Annotated in this window: 15 protein-coding genes; 6 read left to right on the forward strand and 9 right to left on the reverse strand. The window is 69.5% G+C overall.

Going from position 1 to position 17,127, the window contains the following annotated elements:
* Nucleotides 1-82: 82 nt before the first annotated feature.
* A complete protein-coding gene (locus RAB71_RS00195) occupies nucleotides 83-1,240 on the reverse strand; it encodes a glycerate kinase (RefSeq protein WP_010343034.1) in 1,158 nt (385 codons plus the stop codon).
* Nucleotides 1,241-1,327: 87 nt separating this feature from the next.
* Nucleotides 1,328-2,509: a class I SAM-dependent rRNA methyltransferase gene (locus tag RAB71_RS00200; protein WP_010343035.1), complete on the reverse strand. Its 1,182-nt coding sequence runs from the start codon at nucleotides 2,507-2,509 to the stop codon at nucleotides 1,328-1,330.
* A 258-nt stretch (nucleotides 2,510-2,767) separates the two neighbouring features.
* On the opposite strand from RAB71_RS00200, the gene RAB71_RS00205 reads away from it, so the two are divergent.
* The 3 genes from RAB71_RS00205 to RAB71_RS00215 all read left to right on the forward strand — a co-directional run bounded on the left by RAB71_RS00205 (nucleotide 2,768) and on the right by RAB71_RS00215 (nucleotide 5,633).
* Nucleotides 2,768-3,721, forward strand: coding sequence for a TerC family protein (locus tag RAB71_RS00205; RefSeq protein WP_010343036.1), 954 nt, complete (start codon nucleotides 2,768-2,770; stop codon nucleotides 3,719-3,721).
* A 102-nt stretch (nucleotides 3,722-3,823) separates the two neighbouring features.
* A complete protein-coding gene (locus tag RAB71_RS00210) occupies nucleotides 3,824-4,606 on the forward strand; it encodes a rhomboid family intramembrane serine protease (protein WP_010343037.1) in 783 nt (260 codons plus the stop codon).
* Between the two features lie 196 nt (nucleotides 4,607-4,802).
* Entirely contained in the window at nucleotides 4,803-5,633 is an 831-nt protein-coding gene (locus RAB71_RS00215) for a phosphatase PAP2 family protein (protein WP_041500640.1), read from the forward strand.
* Nucleotides 5,634-5,685: 52 nt separating this feature from the next.
* Here RAB71_RS00215 and RAB71_RS00220 read toward each other — a convergent pair whose 3' ends face one another.
* From RAB71_RS00220 to RAB71_RS00230, 3 genes are read right to left on the reverse strand one after another with little or no spacing between them, the layout of a single operon-like run.
* Nucleotides 5,686-7,845, reverse strand: a complete 2,160-nt coding sequence (locus tag RAB71_RS00220) for a methyl-accepting chemotaxis protein (protein WP_234006676.1) — start codon at nucleotides 7,843-7,845, stop codon at nucleotides 5,686-5,688.
* Between the two features lie 22 nt (nucleotides 7,846-7,867).
* Complete coding sequence (locus RAB71_RS00225) at nucleotides 7,868-8,290, reverse strand: hypothetical protein (protein WP_010343040.1); 423 nt, start codon at nucleotides 8,288-8,290, stop codon at nucleotides 7,868-7,870.
* Between the two features lie 10 nt (nucleotides 8,291-8,300).
* A complete protein-coding gene (locus RAB71_RS00230; protein ID WP_010343041.1) occupies nucleotides 8,301-9,470 on the reverse strand; it encodes a hypothetical protein in 1,170 nt (389 codons plus the stop codon).
* Nucleotides 9,471-9,750: 280 nt separating this feature from the next.
* Between RAB71_RS00230 and RAB71_RS00235 the strand changes: the two genes are divergently transcribed.
* Nucleotides 9,751-10,764, forward strand: a complete 1,014-nt coding sequence (locus RAB71_RS00235) for a TIGR00266 family protein (protein WP_010343042.1) — start codon at nucleotides 9,751-9,753, stop codon at nucleotides 10,762-10,764.
* A 195-nt stretch (nucleotides 10,765-10,959) separates the two neighbouring features.
* On the forward strand, nucleotides 10,960-11,994 hold the full coding sequence (locus tag RAB71_RS00240) for a patatin-like phospholipase family protein (protein WP_010343043.1): 1,035 nt from the start codon (nucleotides 10,960-10,962) through the stop codon (nucleotides 11,992-11,994).
* A 101-nt stretch (nucleotides 11,995-12,095) separates the two neighbouring features.
* Here RAB71_RS00240 and RAB71_RS00245 read toward each other — a convergent pair whose 3' ends face one another.
* The gene (locus tag RAB71_RS00245; RefSeq protein WP_010343044.1) at nucleotides 12,096-14,297 is read right to left on the reverse strand and encodes a TonB-dependent siderophore receptor; all 2,202 of its coding nucleotides are present in this window, start codon (nucleotides 14,295-14,297) and stop codon (nucleotides 12,096-12,098) included.
* A gap of 232 nt (nucleotides 14,298-14,529) precedes the next feature.
* Nucleotides 14,530-15,009, reverse strand: a complete 480-nt coding sequence (locus RAB71_RS00250) for an Lrp/AsnC family transcriptional regulator (RefSeq protein WP_010343045.1) — start codon at nucleotides 15,007-15,009, stop codon at nucleotides 14,530-14,532.
* Nucleotides 15,010-15,136: 127 nt separating this feature from the next.
* On the opposite strand from RAB71_RS00250, the gene phhA reads away from it, so the two are divergent.
* A complete protein-coding gene (phhA, locus tag RAB71_RS00255) occupies nucleotides 15,137-16,027 on the forward strand; it encodes a phenylalanine 4-monooxygenase (protein ID WP_010343046.1) in 891 nt (296 codons plus the stop codon).
* Nucleotides 16,028-16,082: 55 nt separating this feature from the next.
* Here the strand turns inward: phhA and RAB71_RS00260 are convergent, their stop codons facing one another.
* The gene (locus tag RAB71_RS00260) at nucleotides 16,083-16,742 is read right to left on the reverse strand and encodes a DUF799 domain-containing protein (protein ID WP_167397498.1); all 660 of its coding nucleotides are present in this window, start codon (nucleotides 16,740-16,742) and stop codon (nucleotides 16,083-16,085) included.
* The gene (locus RAB71_RS00265) at nucleotides 16,739-17,110 is read right to left on the reverse strand and encodes a DUF4810 domain-containing protein (protein WP_010343050.1); all 372 of its coding nucleotides are present in this window, start codon (nucleotides 17,108-17,110) and stop codon (nucleotides 16,739-16,741) included. Before RAB71_RS00265 ends, RAB71_RS00260 begins: the two co-directional genes overlap by 4 nt.
* Nucleotides 17,111-17,127 lie beyond the last annotated feature (17 nt).

The raw sequence follows: 17,127 nt of genomic DNA on the forward strand, positions 1-17,127 counted from the left end.
TCCCTCCCACAGGGGCTGACGTATCGCGAACCAACGCCGTGGCTTCCAGTGCGCCGCCAAGCCGAACCGACGGCACGGGCCGCTATTGCGCGCCGGGAACGCCCAGGCGCTGGCCCAGCGCGATCGCTGCAGCCACGTTGCGTGCCGCCGCGCGCAGGGCATCCGCGGCGTCGGCCAGCGCGGCCTCGCGGGTGGACACCCGCTGCACCGCGCCGAACAGCGCGTCGATTCCTTGCGCATGCAGGTCCGCCGCGCCGTCGCCCAGGCCGCCGGCGATGGCCAGCACCGGCACGCCGTGGCGTCGGGCGATGCGGGCGAGGCCGACCGGTACCTTGCCCTGCGCGCTCTGCCCGTCCAGGCGGCCCTCGCCGGTGACCAGCAGATCGGCGCCGGCCAGGTGCGCTTCCAACCCCAGCGCCTGCGCGACGATCTCCACGCCCGGCCGCAGGCGCGCGCCGAGGAAGGCGACCAGGGCCGCGCCGATGCCGCCGCCAGCGCCGGCGCCGGGGAGTTGCGCCACCGCCACGCCCAGGGTCCGTTCGATCGCCTCGGCGTAGTGCTGCAAGCCGGCATCGAGCTCGGCGACCATCGCCGGGGTGGCGCCCTTCTGCGGCCCGAACACCGCCGAGGCGCCGCTCGGCCCGGTCAGCGGGTTGTCGACGTCGCAGGCGACTTCGATCGTGCACTCGCGCAGTCGCGGATCCAGCCCGTCCAGGTCGATGCGGGCCAGCGCGCCCAGCGCGGCGCCACCGGCGGCCAGGTCGCGGCCGTGCGCGTCCAGCAGGCGCACGCCCAGGGCCTGCGCCATGCCGGCGCCGCCATCGTTGCTGGCGCTGCCGCCGATACCGATGAGCAGCCGGCGCGCGCCGGCATCCAGCGCGGCCAGGATCAGTTCGCCGACACCGCGGGTGCCGGTCAGGCGCGGGTCGCGCCGCGCCGATGGCACCAGCATCAGCCCGCTGGCCGCGGCCATCTCGATCAGCGCGGTGTCGCCGTCCTCGCTCAACCCGAACTGCGCCGCCACCGGTTCACCCAGCGGCCCGGTCACGGTGCAGGCGACCCGGCGTCCACCGGCGCCGGCCACCAGCGCCTCCACCGTGCCCTCGCCGCCATCGGCGAACGGCAGCAGCACGTACTGAGCGTCCGGGAACACGCTGCGGAAGCCGGCCGCGATCTGCGCCGCGGCCTGCGCCGCCGACAGGCTTTCCTTGAACGTATCCGGAGCGATGACGATCTTCATGCAGCGGCGGCGTCGATCGCCGGCCGGCGCGCCCGGATCAGGCCGTCACGCACGCATCGCCGCTCGGCTTTGCGCATGCGCGGCGCGCTAGTCCAGCACGCGGCAGAACACCGCCTTGAGGTAGCGCGATTCCTGCACGTGGGCCATGAACGGATGGTCGGCACCGGCGCCGGCCACCTTCAGGATCTGGATGGTGCGGCCGGAGAAGTAGGCGGCGCGGCGCAGCATGTCCAGGAACTCGTGCTCGGCGACCAGGCCGGTGCAGGAGAAGGTGGCGAACAAGCCCCCCGGAGCGACCACGCCCAGCGCCAGCTTGTTCATGTCCAGGTATTTCTTCAGCGCCGGGATCACCTGGTCGCGGTCGCGGGTCATCTTGGCCGGGTCCAGGATCACCACGTCGTACTGGTCGCCGCGGGCGGCGGCATCGCGCAGGTACGGGAAGATGTCGGCCTGCACGAACTTGGGCCGCACGTCGTTGAGGCGCGCGTTGCCCTTGGCGATCTCGATCACATCCTCGTCGATGTCCACGCCGACCACCTCGGTGGCGCCGCGGACCTTGGCGTACACCGCGAAACCACCGGTGTTGCAGCACAGGTCGAGCACGCGCTTGCCCTCCACCTGCTGGCTCAGCCACTGCCGGTTCTCGCGCTGGTCGGCGAAGAAGCCGGTCTTGTGCGCGCCGGCCGGGTCGGCGCGGAAGCGCACGCCGTATTCGCTGATGATCGCCGGCTCCGGGCGCTCGCCGCTGCTGGACACCGGCCGGTAGTCGAAGCTCTCCTGCTTCTGCACGTGCTCCTCGGCGAAGCTGTAGAAGCGCGCGCCGGGGAACTGCGCGCGCAGCGCGGCATAGATCCACTCGCGGTGGCGGAACATGCCGGCGCTGAAGAATTCCACCACCAGCAGGTCGCCATAGCGGTCCACCACCAGGCCGGACAGGCCGTCGCCCTCGGCATGTACCACGCGCCAGGCATCGCTGACCGCGTCCAGCTTGAGCACGTCACGGCGCAGCGACACCGCCTCGGCGATCTTGCGCGCGAACCACGCTTCGTCGACCGCGATGTCGGGGTGGGTCTCGAGGATGCGCACGGCGATGCGCGAGTGGCCGTTGTAGAAGCCGCGGCCGATCCAGTCGCCGTCCACCCCGACCACGTCCACCAGCGCGCCCGGCTTGGGCTTGGCGGCGGGTTTTTCGACCAGTTTCTGGAAGATCCAAGGATGGCTGGAGCGCCAGGCGTTCTTGAGGCGGACTACGGGCAGGGGACTATTCATGAACGCCATTGTAGCCGCCCCGATTGACGGCACCGCCGGCAGCCGCAAGAATGCGCGCAGAAGGGGAGTAGCTCCCGACGTTGTCGCCGTCAATTCGAGCCCGCGGGCTCCGGTGCAACGGCAACCGGTCCGCCGGTTGCGAGCGAGACCTTCGCCGCAGTGGCGAAGGCACCCTCTGGACGACATCCGTCGTCTCCGTCCGGAACGCCTCCGCCAACGCGGCCCCGAGGTTCCCTGTTCACTGACGGAAAATTCCCAATGGAAACGATAGGCAACGTGTGGTTGTGGGGCGGTTTCGCGATCGTGGTGGTCGTGGCGCTGCTGGCGGACCTGGTGCTGATGCGCCACGGTGGTCCGCACAAGGTCACCTTCAAGGAAGCGCTGTGGTGGAGCATCGGCTGGATCGCGCTGGCGCTGGCGTTCAATGCGGGCCTGTGGTGGTACCTGCGCGAGACCATCGACGTGGCCACCGGCAACCGCCTGGGGCTTGAGTTCCTGACCGGCTACCTGGTCGAGAAGTCGCTGGCGGTCGACAACATCTTCGTGTTCCTGATGATCATGAGCTATTTCGCCGTGCCGGAGGAGCAGCGCCAGCGCGTGCTGGTGATCGGCGTGCTCGGCGCGATCGTGCTGCGCGCAGTGATGATCTTCGCCGGCTCGGTGCTGCTGACCAAGTTCCACTGGCTGCTGTACGTATTCGGCGCGTTCCTGCTGCTGACCGGCATCAAGATGTGGTTCTCGGCGGGCAAGGAGCCTGACCTGGAGGCCAACCCGGTACTGCGCTTCATGCGCAAGCATCTGCGCCTGACCCCGCAGTACCACGGCAACGCACTGAGCGTGACCCAGGAAGGCAAGCGCTGGTTCACCCCGCTGTTCGCGGTGCTGATGCTGATCGCGATCACCGACGTGATCTTCGCGGTGGACAGCATCCCGGCGATCTTCGCGATCACCACCGACCCGTTCATCGTGCTGACCTCCAACGTGTTCGCGGTGCTGGGCCTGCGCGCGATGTTCTTCCTGCTCGCGGGCATGGCCGACCGCTTCCACCTGCTGCCCTACGGCCTGGCGATCGTGCTGGTGTTCATCGGCACCAAGATGCTGATCATCGACCTGTACAAGATCCCGGTGCTGGTGTCGCTGCTGGCGGTGGCCGTGGTGATCGGCGCCACCGTGGTGCTGAGCCTGCTGCGCCCGGCCAAGCCGGCGCACTGACCCGGCACCTGTGCCGCGGCCGCGGATTGTCCCGCGGCCGCGGCCAGTCCCTCCCACCGGCGGCGCCTTGCCTTGGACGCCCGGCGCCGCCATCCAGGGAGCATGGACACCTCTTCGCTCCCCTCGCCCACGCCCGAGCCCGAGGCGCAGGGCCGCTTCGACCGCGCGCGGATCCTGCGCGCGTTCAATGTCAGCCTGGCCTTCGTGGCGGTGCTGGTGGCGGTGTTCGCCAGCCAGGGCCTGTTCGACTGGCGGCCCTGGGCGGTCGCCCCGCATACGGCCGCGGGCCTGCTCGGCGTGCTCACCGCACCGCTGCTGCACGGCTCGCTCGAGCACCTGGGGGCCAACGCTGGCGCCCTGCTGATCCTGGGCACCCTGGCCGGCAGCGTGTATCCGCGCGCCACCCTGGCCGGGCTGCCCTTGCTGTGGCTGGGCTCGGGCCTGGGCGCCTGGTGGCTCGGCGACCCCGGCAGCCATCACCTGGGCGCCAGCGGCGTCGCCCACGGCCTGCTGTTCCTGGTGTTCGTACTGGCCTTGCTGCGCCGCGACCGCGCCGCGATCGCCGCCAGCATGATCGCCTTCCTGTTCTACGGCGGCATGCTGGTGACGGTGCTGCCGCACGAGGACGGGGTGTCCTGGCAGTCGCACCTGGGCGGCGCGGTGGGCGGGGTGGTCGCGGCGCTGCTGCTGCGCCACCGCGATCCGCTGCCGCCGCGCAAGCGCTACAGCTGGGAGGACGAGGACGACACCGACGACGTCCTCGTCGCCGACGACGAACTGGAACCGCCACCGCCTGCCCAGGTGCCGGTGCTGTGGCAGCCGCCCCAGGCGCAGCGCGGGGTGGTGCTGCGCTTTCCGCCGCGTGGGGAGCGTGACGGGGGCTGAGGTGGGCAAAGGCCATGCCGGCCATACGTCCGTCGGCATCCGTAGAAGCGGCTTCAGCCGCGACGCCTTCCCGGGAACGCCCGTCGCGGCTGCAGCCGCTCCTACAGCGGTCGCGCGCCGCGGCATGTCGCCACGGGCGACCCGTCACTGCATCGCGCCGTACACTGACCGGTCCGCCGTCGCTGTCCGAGTTCGCATGTCCGTGTCGCCCGCCTGCCGTTCCCGCTCCGCCGCCGCCGTGCTGGCACTCGCCCTGGCCGCCTGCAGCGGCCCCGCGCTGCGTGCGCCGGCACCTGTCCCGGCCAAGGCGGTGGGCTATCTGCCGGCCGCCGCGGTGCCGGACAGCCTGCAGCTGCTGCCGGCGCCCCCGGCGGCCGGCTCACCGGGCGAGGCCTTGGACCTGGCGGTCAACCGCGAGGCGCTGGCCCTGCGCGGCAGCGCGCGCTGGCAGCAGGCCGCGCGCGATGCCGATCTGAGTTTCCCGAACGGCGCCGGCCAGTTCGCCTGCGCGCTGGGCGTGGCAATCGACGCGCAGCACACCCCGCACCTGTACACCCTGCTGGAGCGCAGCCGCATCGACGCCAGCGCCGCCACCAAGGCGGCCAAGCGCCAGTACCAGCGCCCGCGGCCGTTCCTGCGCAACCAGCAGGCGGTGTGCACCCCGGACGATCTGGACGACCTGCGCCAGAGCGGCTCGTATCCGTCGGGGCATAGCGCCATCGGCTGGGCGTGGGCGCTGACCCTGAGCGAGATCGCGCCCGAGCGCGCCGATGCGCTGATCGCGCGCGGCCGCAACTACGGCGAGAGCCGGCTGGTGTGCAACGTGCACTGGCAGAGCGACGTGCTCGCCGGCCGCTTCATTGGCGCGGCCACGGTGGCGCGGTTGCACGACGACCCGGCCTTCCGCACCGACCTGGCCGCGGCCCGCGGCGAGATCGCCGCCGCGCGCGCCGCCGGGCAAACGCCGACCAGCGACTGCGCCGCGGAGGCCGATGTCCTGCAGGTGCGCCCGGCCAGCGCGCTGTAGGGCAAGCGCAGACCGCGGCCGCGCGACGGACACGGCCGCGATTGTCGATCCCTCACGCGTCGAGCGCGTCCTCCACGGCCGCGGCCGGCGACGCCGCCGCAGTGGCGTCCACCACCCGCAACGCCGGCGTGCGTGCCGGTGCCGGCGTGCCCAGGCGGAACAGCGCGACCGACTGGCTCAGCTGCCCGGCTTCCTCTTCCATGGCGCGCGCCGAGGCCGTGGCTTCTTCGACCAGCGCCGCGTTCTGCTGGGTGGCCTGGTCCATCTGCGCCACCGTGGTGTTGACCTGTTCGATGCCGGCCGACTGCTCGCGCGAGGCCGCCGAGATCTCGCCCATGATGTCGGTGACGCGCTGCACCGAGGCGACGATCTCCTGCATGGTGGTGCCGGCCTGGCCGACCAGGGCCGAGCCGTCGGCCACACGGGTGACCGACTCATCGATCAGGCCCTTGATCTCCTTGGCCGCATTGGCCGAGCGCTGGGCCAGCGTCCGCACCTCGCTGGCGACGACCGCGAAGCCGCGGCCCTGTTCGCCGGCACGCGCGGCTTCCACCGCCGCGTTGAGCGCGAGGATGTTGGTCTGGAAGGCGATGCCGTCGATCACGCCGATGATGTCGCCGATGCGCCTGGACGAAGAGGCGATACCTTCCATCGTGCTCACCACCTGGCCGACCACGTTGCCGCCCTGCACGGCCACCGCAGCGGCGCCGGCGGCCAGGCGGTTGGCCTGCTGCGCGTACTCGGCGTTCTGCTTGACGGTGGAGGTCAGCTCTTCCATCGACGCGGCGGTTTCTTCCAGGCTGGCCGCCTGCTGCTCCGTGCGGCGCGACAGGTCGTCGTTGCCGGCGGCGATCTCGGCGGCGGCCGCATCGATGGCCGCGGACGAGTTCTGGATGCGGCCGACGATCTCGGTCAAACGCTCGACGGTGGCATTGGCGTCGTCGCGCATCCGCGCAAACACGCCCTCGAACTCGCCGTGCATGCGCCCGGTCAGGTCGCCGCTGGCCACCGCCTGCAACAGCGAGGAGAGGGCGTTGAGGTTGCGGTCGGCCGTGCTCATCAGCTGGTTGAGGTCGACCAGGATCTGCCGGAAGTCGAAGTCGAAGGCGGCCTCGTCGCTGCGCGCGGTGAAATCGCCAGCCGCCGCTGCGGCCGCCATCCGCTGGATCTCGCCGTTGATCCGCAACAGGTTGCGGCGCACATCGTTGAGCGACTCGGTGATGACCGCGCGTTCGCCCGGCAAGGCGTCCAGTTCCTGCGACAGGTCGCCGCGCGCATAGCGCTTGATCAGCTCGACCACGCGCAGGGTCACCGCGATGTGCCCCTCGACCAGGGCGTTGCTCGCCTGGACCATGCTGCCGAACTCGCCAGGGAACTCGGCGGCGGCGATGCGGTGGCTGGTGACGCCGGCCTCGTGCTGCGCGCCCATCTCGGTCTGCGCCTGGATCACGCGGCGCAGCTGGCGCTGCATGCTGTCCATGGCCTGCAGCAACTGGCCGACCTCGTCGCCGCTGTCGATGGCGATGGGGTTGTCCAGCCTGCCCTGCGATACCGCATGCGCGGTGCGGATGGCGCGCCGCAATGGCCGGGTGATGGCGCGGGCCACGATCCAGCCGAAGACGATGCAGGCGACCGCACCGAGCACACCCACGATCAGGCCGCCGACGTTGGCGGCGATCGAGCTGTCCACGGCGTTCTGCACCGTGGCGCGGAAGCGCGCGTCGGCGCTGTGGTGCATCGCGTTGAGGTGGGTGCGGTAGCGCTCCAGCGAGGGCGCCATCGCCTCCATCTCCGCCGCGTCGGGTTCGCGCTGCTGCGCGAACGCCGCGGCCACGGCCGAGGCGTGCGCATAGTACGCGTCGAACTCCTTGCCCAGACGCGCCAGTTCCTGGGCGTTGCCCGGGTCGGTCTGCTGCAGCTTCAGATAGGACGCGTGGATCTGCGCGGCGATCGGACGGGTCGCGTTGAGCATGTCCATGTCGCCGGCCGCCGCCGCGCCGTTCAGTCCATTGATGATCTTGTCCAGCGCCGCGACGTTGCGCGTCATGGTGTCCAGCACCGGGAAGTGCACGTCGCGGATCGCCTCCAGATGTCCGTTGTTGCGCTGGAATACCACGGTGCTGAAGCCGATGTAGCCCAGCAGGCACAGGATCGACACCGCCGCCGGCAGCAGGATCTTCCAGAACAACGGCAGGGAAAGCAGACGTCTCATCATGGAGGCTCTCCGGTGGCGGTTAGGGCTTGAAGACGACCTTGACGCTCGCATCCTGCGCGCCGGCATCGATGTAGCCGATCGCGCCAGGCGAGGCGGCGACCGCCTTCTTGACCGCATCGTCGCCGGCCACGTGCTTGGGACGCTGCGCCTTGCCGGTGAACATCAACTGCGACCAGTACGACTTGAGCTGCGCGGCATCGCGGCCGGTGACCTTCTTGTAGAACTCCTCGCGCGCCTTGGCGCCCTCGTCCTGGTCGATCGGCGTGGCCTGCGCGCCGCCCGGCAGTGCGTTGGACTTGGCCAGGAAGATCTGCGACACCTGATCCTTGCTCAGGCTGTCCACCGGGCTCTTGGACGACATCACCACCACCACCTCGGCCTGCGCGGCGGTGCAGAACAGCAAGGCCAGGGCCGCAGCGCCGGCGATCTTGTAAGCATTCATGGCGTCGTCCTCAGAACACGAAATCGAAGGAGGCCGACAGCAGGTTGTAGCTGCCGCCAGGACGGAAACCCGGCTGGATGTTGCCGAGGCTGCCGTACGAGCCGGCGTTGTTGACGACATGGCTGGCCTGGAACTTGAACGCCACGTTTTCGTACACGTCCCAGCGCAGCGAGGCGGTGTAGCTGTGGCGGCCGTTTTCGGCGAGCGCGACGGCGCGGGTCATCAGACCCAGCGGATCGGCACCCGGCGCGATCACCGGCGCCTTCTTGTCGACGTTGGCGTAGGTCAGCGACGGGGTCAGCGCGCCGAAGCGCGCACCGGCACTCACATAGCCAGCGGTGGTCTTGCCGTTGAGCGAGGGCGAGTAGTCGGCACGGATGACTTCGGCGCGCGCGAACCACGGACCCGGATCGTAGCTGTAGCCGGCGCTGGCGAAGCTGCCCGCGACGCCGACCGTGTCCAGACGCTCGGCCAGGGCCGGGTTGATCCGGCGGTACACGGCGAACAGGCGGTCCAGGTCGGCGGTGCGGTAGTCGGCATTGCCCTTGATGTAGGCCACGCGGTAGGTGGACGCGCCCTGGTCCAGGACCAGCGACAGGCCGCGCATCGCGTGCACGTCGGCCTTCTTGGAATCGATGCGGCCGTAGAAGCCCTGCACGCTGAGCACGCTCTGGCCGACGTTGCGCGTGTACACGCCTTCCACGCCGTCCATCGCCAGCAGGTAGTTGTAGACCTCGTAGGGCGGACGCACCCACGGCGTGGCGTAGCCGACGCGCTGGTACTCGGACAGCATGTACAGCGGCGCGGTGATGCGGCCGACACGCACTGCGAAATCCGGCGCGAACTGGTACTTGACGTGCGCCAGGGTGACCTTGGGCGTATACGAGGCACGCTCGGCGTACTCGCTGGTGACCTGCAGCACGCCGCTGAACTTGTCGCTGAAGGTGGCGTTGACCTGGCCGGCGATGCGCGAATCCGGTCGCGGCGAGGTGTGCTGGCTGGCGCCGGCACCTTCGGTGGTCTGCAGGTCCGGCGTGAAGTCGGCACGGTCCTCGGTGGAGTGCACCAAGCCCAGGGTACCGAAGCCGCTGAAGGACAGCTCGGGGCCGTCCTGCGCCTGGACGTTGCCGGCGGCAGCGAGTGCGAGCGCACCGCTCAACAGTAAAACCTTGAATTTCATTGAATTTCCCCAAATACATGGCGGGTTGGCGATGGACGACAGTCCGACCGCATCCCGTCCTGGTGATTGCGACCCGTGACGGCAGTGAGCCGATAACGGCGATCGCGCCGCGTTCTTGAGCGCTGTCATGGTTTTTTCGACGAACGGTCCGCAAAACCCGCGCCGCGGTGTGTCCTGATGACCGGCCAGCGTGGCGCCGGCCACCCTGCCGTTGGGCAGATGTCGGCCGTCGCGATGGACCGCTAGACTCGCCGCAACTTCCCGCCAAGGACCTGCACCGATGACCCAGTGGTATTTCCTGACCGGCAGCGAACAGACCCGCTCCGGCCCGTTCGACGATGCCGACGCGGTCGCCTTCGCCCGCAACAACCCCACGGCGCTGGCCTGGTGCCAGGGCCAGAGCGGCTGGCTGCCGGTGGCGCAGATCGCCGCGCTGCGGGGCGGCGCGTCCTTCCTGCCGCCGGGCCTGCCGCCGTTGCCCACCGCCGCCAGCCGCGCCGACCAGATCGACTACCGCATCGTCGGCCACGAGATGCAGTTCGTGGAGATCGAGCTGGACCCGGGCGAGAGCGCGGTGGCCGAGGCCGGCGCACTGATGTTCAAGGACGCGGCGGTGCGGATGGACACCGTGTTCGGCGACGGCTCCAACGCCGACCAGGGTGGGCTGATGGGCAAACTGCTGTCGGCCGGCAAGCGCCTGGTCACCGGCGAGAGCCTGTTCACCACCGTGTTCACCCACCAGGGCCACGGCAAGGCCAAGGTCGCCTTCGCCGCGCCCTACCCCGGCACGGTGCTGGCGATGAAACTGGACCAGCACGGCGGCCGCCTGATCTGCCAGAAGGACAGCTTCCTGGCCGGCGCGCGCGGGGTCTCGCTGGGCATCCACTTCCAGCGCAAGGTTATGACCGGCCTGTTCGGCGGCGAAGGTTTCATCATGCAGAAGCTCGAGGGCGACGGCTGGGTGTTCGTGCACGCCGGCGGCTGCGTGGTCGAGCGCGAACTGGCCGCCGGCGAGCGCCTGGACGTGGACACCGGCTGCGTGGTCGCGTTCCACGCCTCGGTGGACATGGACGTGCGCCCGGTCAGCGGCATCAAGAGCATGTTCTTCGGCGGCGAAGGCATGTTCCTGGCCACCCTCACCGGCCCCGGCAAGGTCTGGCTGCAGTCGCTGCCGTTCTCGCGCCTGGCCGGACGCATGCTCGCCGCCGCACCGCAGGGCGGCGGGCAGAACCGCGGCGAAGGCTCGGTGCTGGGCGACTTCGGCCGGATCCTGGACGGCGACAACAGGTTCTAAGACGGCATGCTCAGCCCCTCTCCCCCCGGGAGAGGGGTTGGGGTGAGGGTCCGGGGCGCGAAGCGCCTCGCAGACTCGACCTCCGCGCCGACACTGAAGCGCCCAAGCGCCCACACCATGACCTCCAGTCGTGGGCGGTGCAGGAGGATGCGGCTATGCTCGCGCCGGCTCCTTCCTCCTTTCCGCGACGCTTCCATGACCGTGTTCCGCTCCCCGCGCCTGCTGCTGTCCCTGTCTTTGTTCGGCCTGCTTGCCGCCTGCGGCGGCGAACCCAAGCCGGCGCCGCCGGCCCCGGTGGTGACCGGACCGGCACCGGCGCCCACGCCGGCGGCCAAGCCGCTGCGCATCGGCATCGCCCTGGGCGGCGGCGCGGCCAAGGGCTTCGCCCATATCGGCGTGATCAAGATGCTGCAGGCCAATGGGCTGGAGCCGACGGTGGTGTCCGGCACCAGCGCCGGCAGCGTGGTCGGCGCGCTGTACGCCAGCGGCATGGACGCGTTCCAGATGCAGCAGGCGGCGGTGGCGCTGGACGAGAGCAGCATCCGCGACATGCGTCTGTTCTCCGGCGGCCTGGTGCAGGGCCAGGCGCTGCAGGACTACGTCAACGCCCAGCTCAAGGGCAAGCCGATCGAGAAGCTTGCCAAGCCGTTCGCCGCGGTCGCCACCCGTCTGGAGGACGGCGAGCGCACCGTGTTCGTGCGCGGCAATGCCGGCCAGGCGGTGCGCGCGTCCAGCAGCATCCCAGGCGTGTTCGAACCGGTGACCATCGGCAAGTTCCACTACGTGGACGGCGGCGTGGTCAGCCCGGTACCGGTGGACGCGGCGCGCCAGCTCGGCGCCGATTTCGTCATCGCCGTGGACATCTCCAGCAAGGCCAGCGGCAAGAACCCGGGCAGCATGCTCGGCACCGTCAACCAGTCGATCGCGATCATGGGCCAGCGCCTGGGCCAGCAGGAACTGGGCCGTGCCGACATCGTGATCCGGCCCAAGGTCAACGACATCGGCGCGGCCGACTTCGCCCAGCGCAACGCCGCGATCCTGGAAGGCGAGAAAGCCGCGTTGGCGGCGATGTCGCAGATCAAGGCCAAGCTGGCGCAACTGCAGCAACAACGCAGCGACGCCGCCGCCGCGGCGGCAAAGGCCGCGCAACCGGCGCCGCCGCCGTGCGAACCGCAGTCGCGGCTGGGCCGCCTGCTGCGCCGCGACGATCCCTGCAAGCCCAAGGACTGAGGCGTCGCCCCCTCTCCCACCGGGAGAGGGGCCGGGGGTGAGGGTCCGACCGCTAGCCCAGCCTCCCTGCGCAAGCAGTCCCGCCCGCGTCACACCTCAACTCAGTACCGCCAGCGCAGCGTGAAACTCACGAACCGCGGCTCGCCGTAGTTCTGGTAGTCCAAATTGGCCCAGTACTTCTTGTTCAGCGCGTTGGTCACCGCCAGGGTCGCGGTCCACTGCGAGCTGAGCTGGTAGTTGGCGTTGAAGTGCACCAGCGCGTACGGATCCTGCACTACGGTGACCGGACGCGTGGCAGCGCTGCCGTCGCCGACCGGGCGCTGGATGTTGTAGCCGCGCACCGCGCTCTGCCAGCTCACGCCGCCGCCCAGGCTCAGGCGCTGCCAGGCGCCGGGCAGGCGCACCTGGGTGGACAGCTGCAGGTAGTCTTCCGGCAGATTGGCGTAGATCGCGTCGGTCGGCGCGCGGGTGACCTTGGCGCGGGTGTAGCCGGCGTTGAGCGTCCAGCCCGGGCGCAGTTCGCCGTTGTATTCCACTTCCCAGCCGCGGCTCTTGGTGCCGTCGACGCCGATGTAGGCCGAACTGCCGTCGGGCAGCGAGGCTTCGGGCTGGGTCATGTCGCGCACCGCGTAGTTGTCCTGCTTGGCTTCGAACACCGCCGCGCTGAGCAGCGCGCGGCCATCGGCCAGTTGCGCCTTGATGCCCGCTTCCAGGTTGGAGCCCTGCACCGGCGCCAGCAGGTTGTTGTCCTTGTCCTTGTAGTTCTGCGGATTGAAGATCTCGGTATAGCTAGCGTAGGTGGAGATGGCCGGGGTGATGTCGTAGACCAGGCCGACGTAGGGCGTGACCTCGTCGCTGACCCGGTAGCGGCCGCTGGTGCCGGTGTAGCTGCCGTCGGCGGCGAAGGCCTGGGTGCGGGTCTGCCAGGAACTCAGGCGCGCGCCAGCGATCAGCGACAGCGGCTCGGCCAGGCGCAGCCGGGTGGAGGCATACACGCCGCGCTGGGTGGTGCGCGCCTCGCGCCGCGCGCCGGTGCGGGTGGTGGTGATCTGGCCCACGTCGCCGCGCCAGTCGTAGACGTTGGGGATGTAGTAGCAGCGCTCGCGGCCGCAGGTGGTCCAGTCGCCCGAATAGCGCAGTGCCAGGGTCGGCGTGGTCGACTGCAGGTCCTGCCAGCTGCCGCCGATCACCACGTCGTGGTCGCGGCCGAACAGCGGGAACGTGCCGGACAGGTACACGTCCAGGCCGTCGCGGGTGTCGGTGGTCCGACCGGCGGCCGCGCGCAGGTAGATGCCGCTGCCGTCGCGCTTGGGATAGCCGCTGCCGTACACGCGCAGGTTGTTGACCTCGCCCTCGGTGCGCGCCAGGTTGACCTTCAGCAGCCAGTTCTCGCCGAAGCGCTGTTCCAGGTTGGCGAAGGTGGTGTGGGTGTTACGCTGCCAGCGCGTCCACTTCGGCGCCAGGTTGGTGGACGTGGGCAGGTCGGCGTACGCACCGTCGGCGAAGAAGTACGGCACCGTGCCCCAGGTCGCGCCGACCGGGTCGTTGTCCTGGCGCTGGTATCCGACGGTGACCGTGGTGGTGTCGGTCAGGTCGCCCTCCAGCACCGCCATGCCGGACATCTTCTGGTCGCTGTAGTGGTCGTAGTAGTAGCCGCGGTCCTGCCAGGCGGCGACGAAGCGGCTGCGGAAGCGGCCATCGGCAGTCAGCGGCGCGGTGACGTCGGCCTGGGTGCGGCGGAAGTCCCACGTGCCGAGCGAGGCCGCGAACGCGGCATCGAAGGTCTTGCCCGGGCGCTTGCGCAGCAGGTTGACCGTGGCCGAGGGAATGCCGGCGCCGCTGAGCAGGCCGTTGGCGCCGCGGATCACCTCGACGCGGTCGTAAAAGACCATGTCGTATTCCTGGTTGGTGGAACCGCTGTAGGTGGGCAGGCCGTCGACCTGGAAGTCGGTGATCTGGAAGCCGCGCGCGAAGTACAGCGGGCGCTGGGTGTCGTAGAAGGAGACGTTGACGCCGGTGACGTTGCGCATGACGTCGTTGATGCTGAACAGCGATTCCTCTTCCAGCCGTTGCTGGCCCAGCACGCTCACCGACTGCGGCGTCTCCTGCAGCGTCAGCGGCAGACGGGTGGTGGTGGACGGCTGCGCGCGCGACGGGCTGCCGCTGACCTCGACCTTGTCTAGCGTGGTCGGCTGCATGTCGTCAGCGGCCTCGGCCTCGGCGGCGAGCAGCGGTGCCGAGGCCGCGGAGAGCACGGACAGCACGGCGAGGGACAGCAGGCGGCGTGGAGCGGAGGAAAGCATGGATCGATCTCGCGAAGTTTGGGCACGGGCGACACGGTCGCGCCGCGGGTGGCAGGAAAAGGACAGGCGCAGCCGCACCCCACGGCGGAGACCGGCGTGGCTGGCCCGGCAGGGCTGGCGGAGGGGCTGTGGCCGTGGACGGCCGTCGCAGAACGCAAATGTAAATCGTTAGCAACAACTTAACAAGGGCAGCCACGCGGCGACACGCGGCGACACATCCGCAGCAGTCCCGCTAGCCGCGCGGCAACGGCAGGCCGGCGAAGTCCTTGACCGTGCGCAGCACGAAGCTGGAATTGACGTCGGCAACGCCGGCGGCGTTGAGCAACTTGTCCAGCAGAAACGCGGAGAAGTGCGCCAGATCGCGGACGTAGACGTGCAACAGGTAGTCCATGTCGCCGGTCAGCGCGTGGCAGGCGACCACCTCGTCCCAGCCCTGCACGCTGTCGGCGAAATGGGCGATGCCGCTCTGCCCGTGCTTTTCCAACTGCACGCGGACGAAGGCCTGCAGGCCCAGGCCGATCGCCGCCGGCACCAACCGCGCGGCGTAGCCGGCGACCACGCCCTCGGCTTCCAGCCGCTGCACCCGGCGCAGGCAGGCCGACGGCGACAGGTTCACCTGCGCGGCCAGCTCGGCGTTGCTGGCGCGGCCCTCCCGCTGCAGCAGGGCGAGCAGGCGCAGATCGGTGCGGTCGAAGGTCGGCGATCCGGTCATTTATTGCTCTGCAACATGGCTTCTACGCAACAATCTTGCGCGCGGCGCACGGATCGGCGCAACTTCGCAAGCCCATTGCGCGGCTGCACGCCTACCATCGTGGCTATTCCTTTCCGGAGCGTCGACCATGGACACCGCACCGCGCCGCGTCGAACACCAGCAGACCGACAAGGGCTACGTGCCGGTCTACACCACGTCGGTGGTGACCCAGCCATGGGAGAGCTACAGCGCCGACGACCATGCCACCTGGGGCACGCTGTACGCGCGCCAGCGCGAGTTGCTGGTCGGCCGCGCCTGCGACGAATTCCTGCAGGCGCAGGACGCGATGGGCATGACGCCGCAGGCGATCCCGCGCTTCGACGAGCTCAACGCGGTGCTGCAGGCGACCACCGGCTGGACCCTGGTCGGCGTCGAAGGGCTGCTGCCGGAACTGGATTTCTTCGACCATCTCGCCAACCGCCGCTTCCCGGTGACCTGGTGGATCCGCCGTCCCGAGCAGATCGACTACATCGCCGAGCCGGACCTGTTCCACGACCTGTTCGGCCACGTGCCGCTACTGATGAATCCGCTGTTCGCCGACTACATGCAGGCCTATGGCCGCGGCGGAGTGAAGGCGCATGCGATCGGCCCGGACGCGCTGCAGAACCTGACCAGGCTGTACTGGTACACGGTGGAGTTCGGCCTGATCGACACCCCGGACGGCCTGCGCATCTACGGCGCCGGCATCGTCTCGTCCAAGGGCGAATCGCTGTATTCGCTGGAGTCGGACGCGCCCAACCGCATCGGCTTCGACCTTGAGCGGATCATGCGCACCCGCTACCGCATCGATACCTACCAGAAGACCTACTTCGTCATCGACAGCTTCGAGCAGCTGATGCAGGCGACCGCGCCGGACTTCACCCCGATCTATGCGGCACTGGCCGACCAAGCACACCTGCCCGCCGGCCAGGTGCAGGCGCAGGACCGCGTGTTCCATGCCGGCAGCGGCGAAGGCTGGGCGGACGGCGGCGACGTGTGAATCGCGGCACTGCCCGTCCCCGCCAAACCTGACGGAGACGGGGCATGGCGCCGGCTCAGTCGGTGCCGTACTTCGGGTTGTAGGGGCCGTACAACAAGCCGCCAGGGTGACCGGCGGACAGCAGACGCTGGCTGGCCACGTTCCCCATCTGATGCCCTTGGTCGGTGACTTGGTTGACGACCTGATTGATCGCAGCCGTCACCAGCATTCCGACCAGGCCGCCCCCGGCGTTGTTCTGATTTTCGCCGCTCGACGCCTGTGCCTGGCCCTGCCACAGCACTGTCCCGGTGCGCAGATCCACCAGCTTGGCGTTGGCCGAGACCACGACCACGCTGTTGATGATCTGGTAGACGGCACCGTACTTTTCCACGGTGATGTACAGCGCCGCGTCGGCCCCGAAGATTTCCCGCAACTTCTCCGGAGACACCGCCTGTGCTTCATCCGCCACGGCGATGCCGTTCTGCTTGAAGGTCTCGTAGACCGGCGCCACCGGCATCACGTAGTAGCCCGCTTCGGCCAGCGGCAGCGTGGTGACCGACAGCACGCTCAGGCTGGCGTTGACGTCCGGGGCATGGCTGACCGGCGGCAGGACCAGGATCGACCGCGGCTTGCTGGCCTTGTACGCGCTGTAATCGCGCGACATCGGCTGCGTCGCACAGGCGCTCAGCAGCAGACCGAGCACGGCCACACAGGCCATTCTTGCGACGTTCTTCATTGCGTGCTCCTCGCATTGCTGGCGTTATTCAACAACAGATCGATGTAGGTGCCGGACTCGGGGTATTGCGTCTTCTCGGCGAGGAGCTCCTGCTGCGCTTTGGCATCGTTGCCGGTTTCGGCGTACAGCATGCCCAGATGCGCCTGCAGTCCCGGCGGCGGCCTGCGGTTGGCGGCCTGCATCACCTGCAGGTCCTTTTCCAGCGCCTGGATCTGCTGTTCCGGGCTACCGCCCTTGAAGTGGCTGTAGACCTGATCCTGGTAGCTGCCCCACTGGTAGAGCGAGGCGCTCTGGTGGGCGCAGCCGACCAGCGCGAGCAGGGCGCAGGTGCCGAGCCAGAACCGCGTGCGGACATTGAGAGTATTCATGTGCGAGGGTCCGTTGC

Origin of the sequence: Xanthomonas sacchari (assembly GCF_040529065.1) — a bacterium.
Taxonomy (GTDB): domain Bacteria; phylum Pseudomonadota; class Gammaproteobacteria; order Xanthomonadales; family Xanthomonadaceae; genus Xanthomonas_A; species Xanthomonas_A sacchari.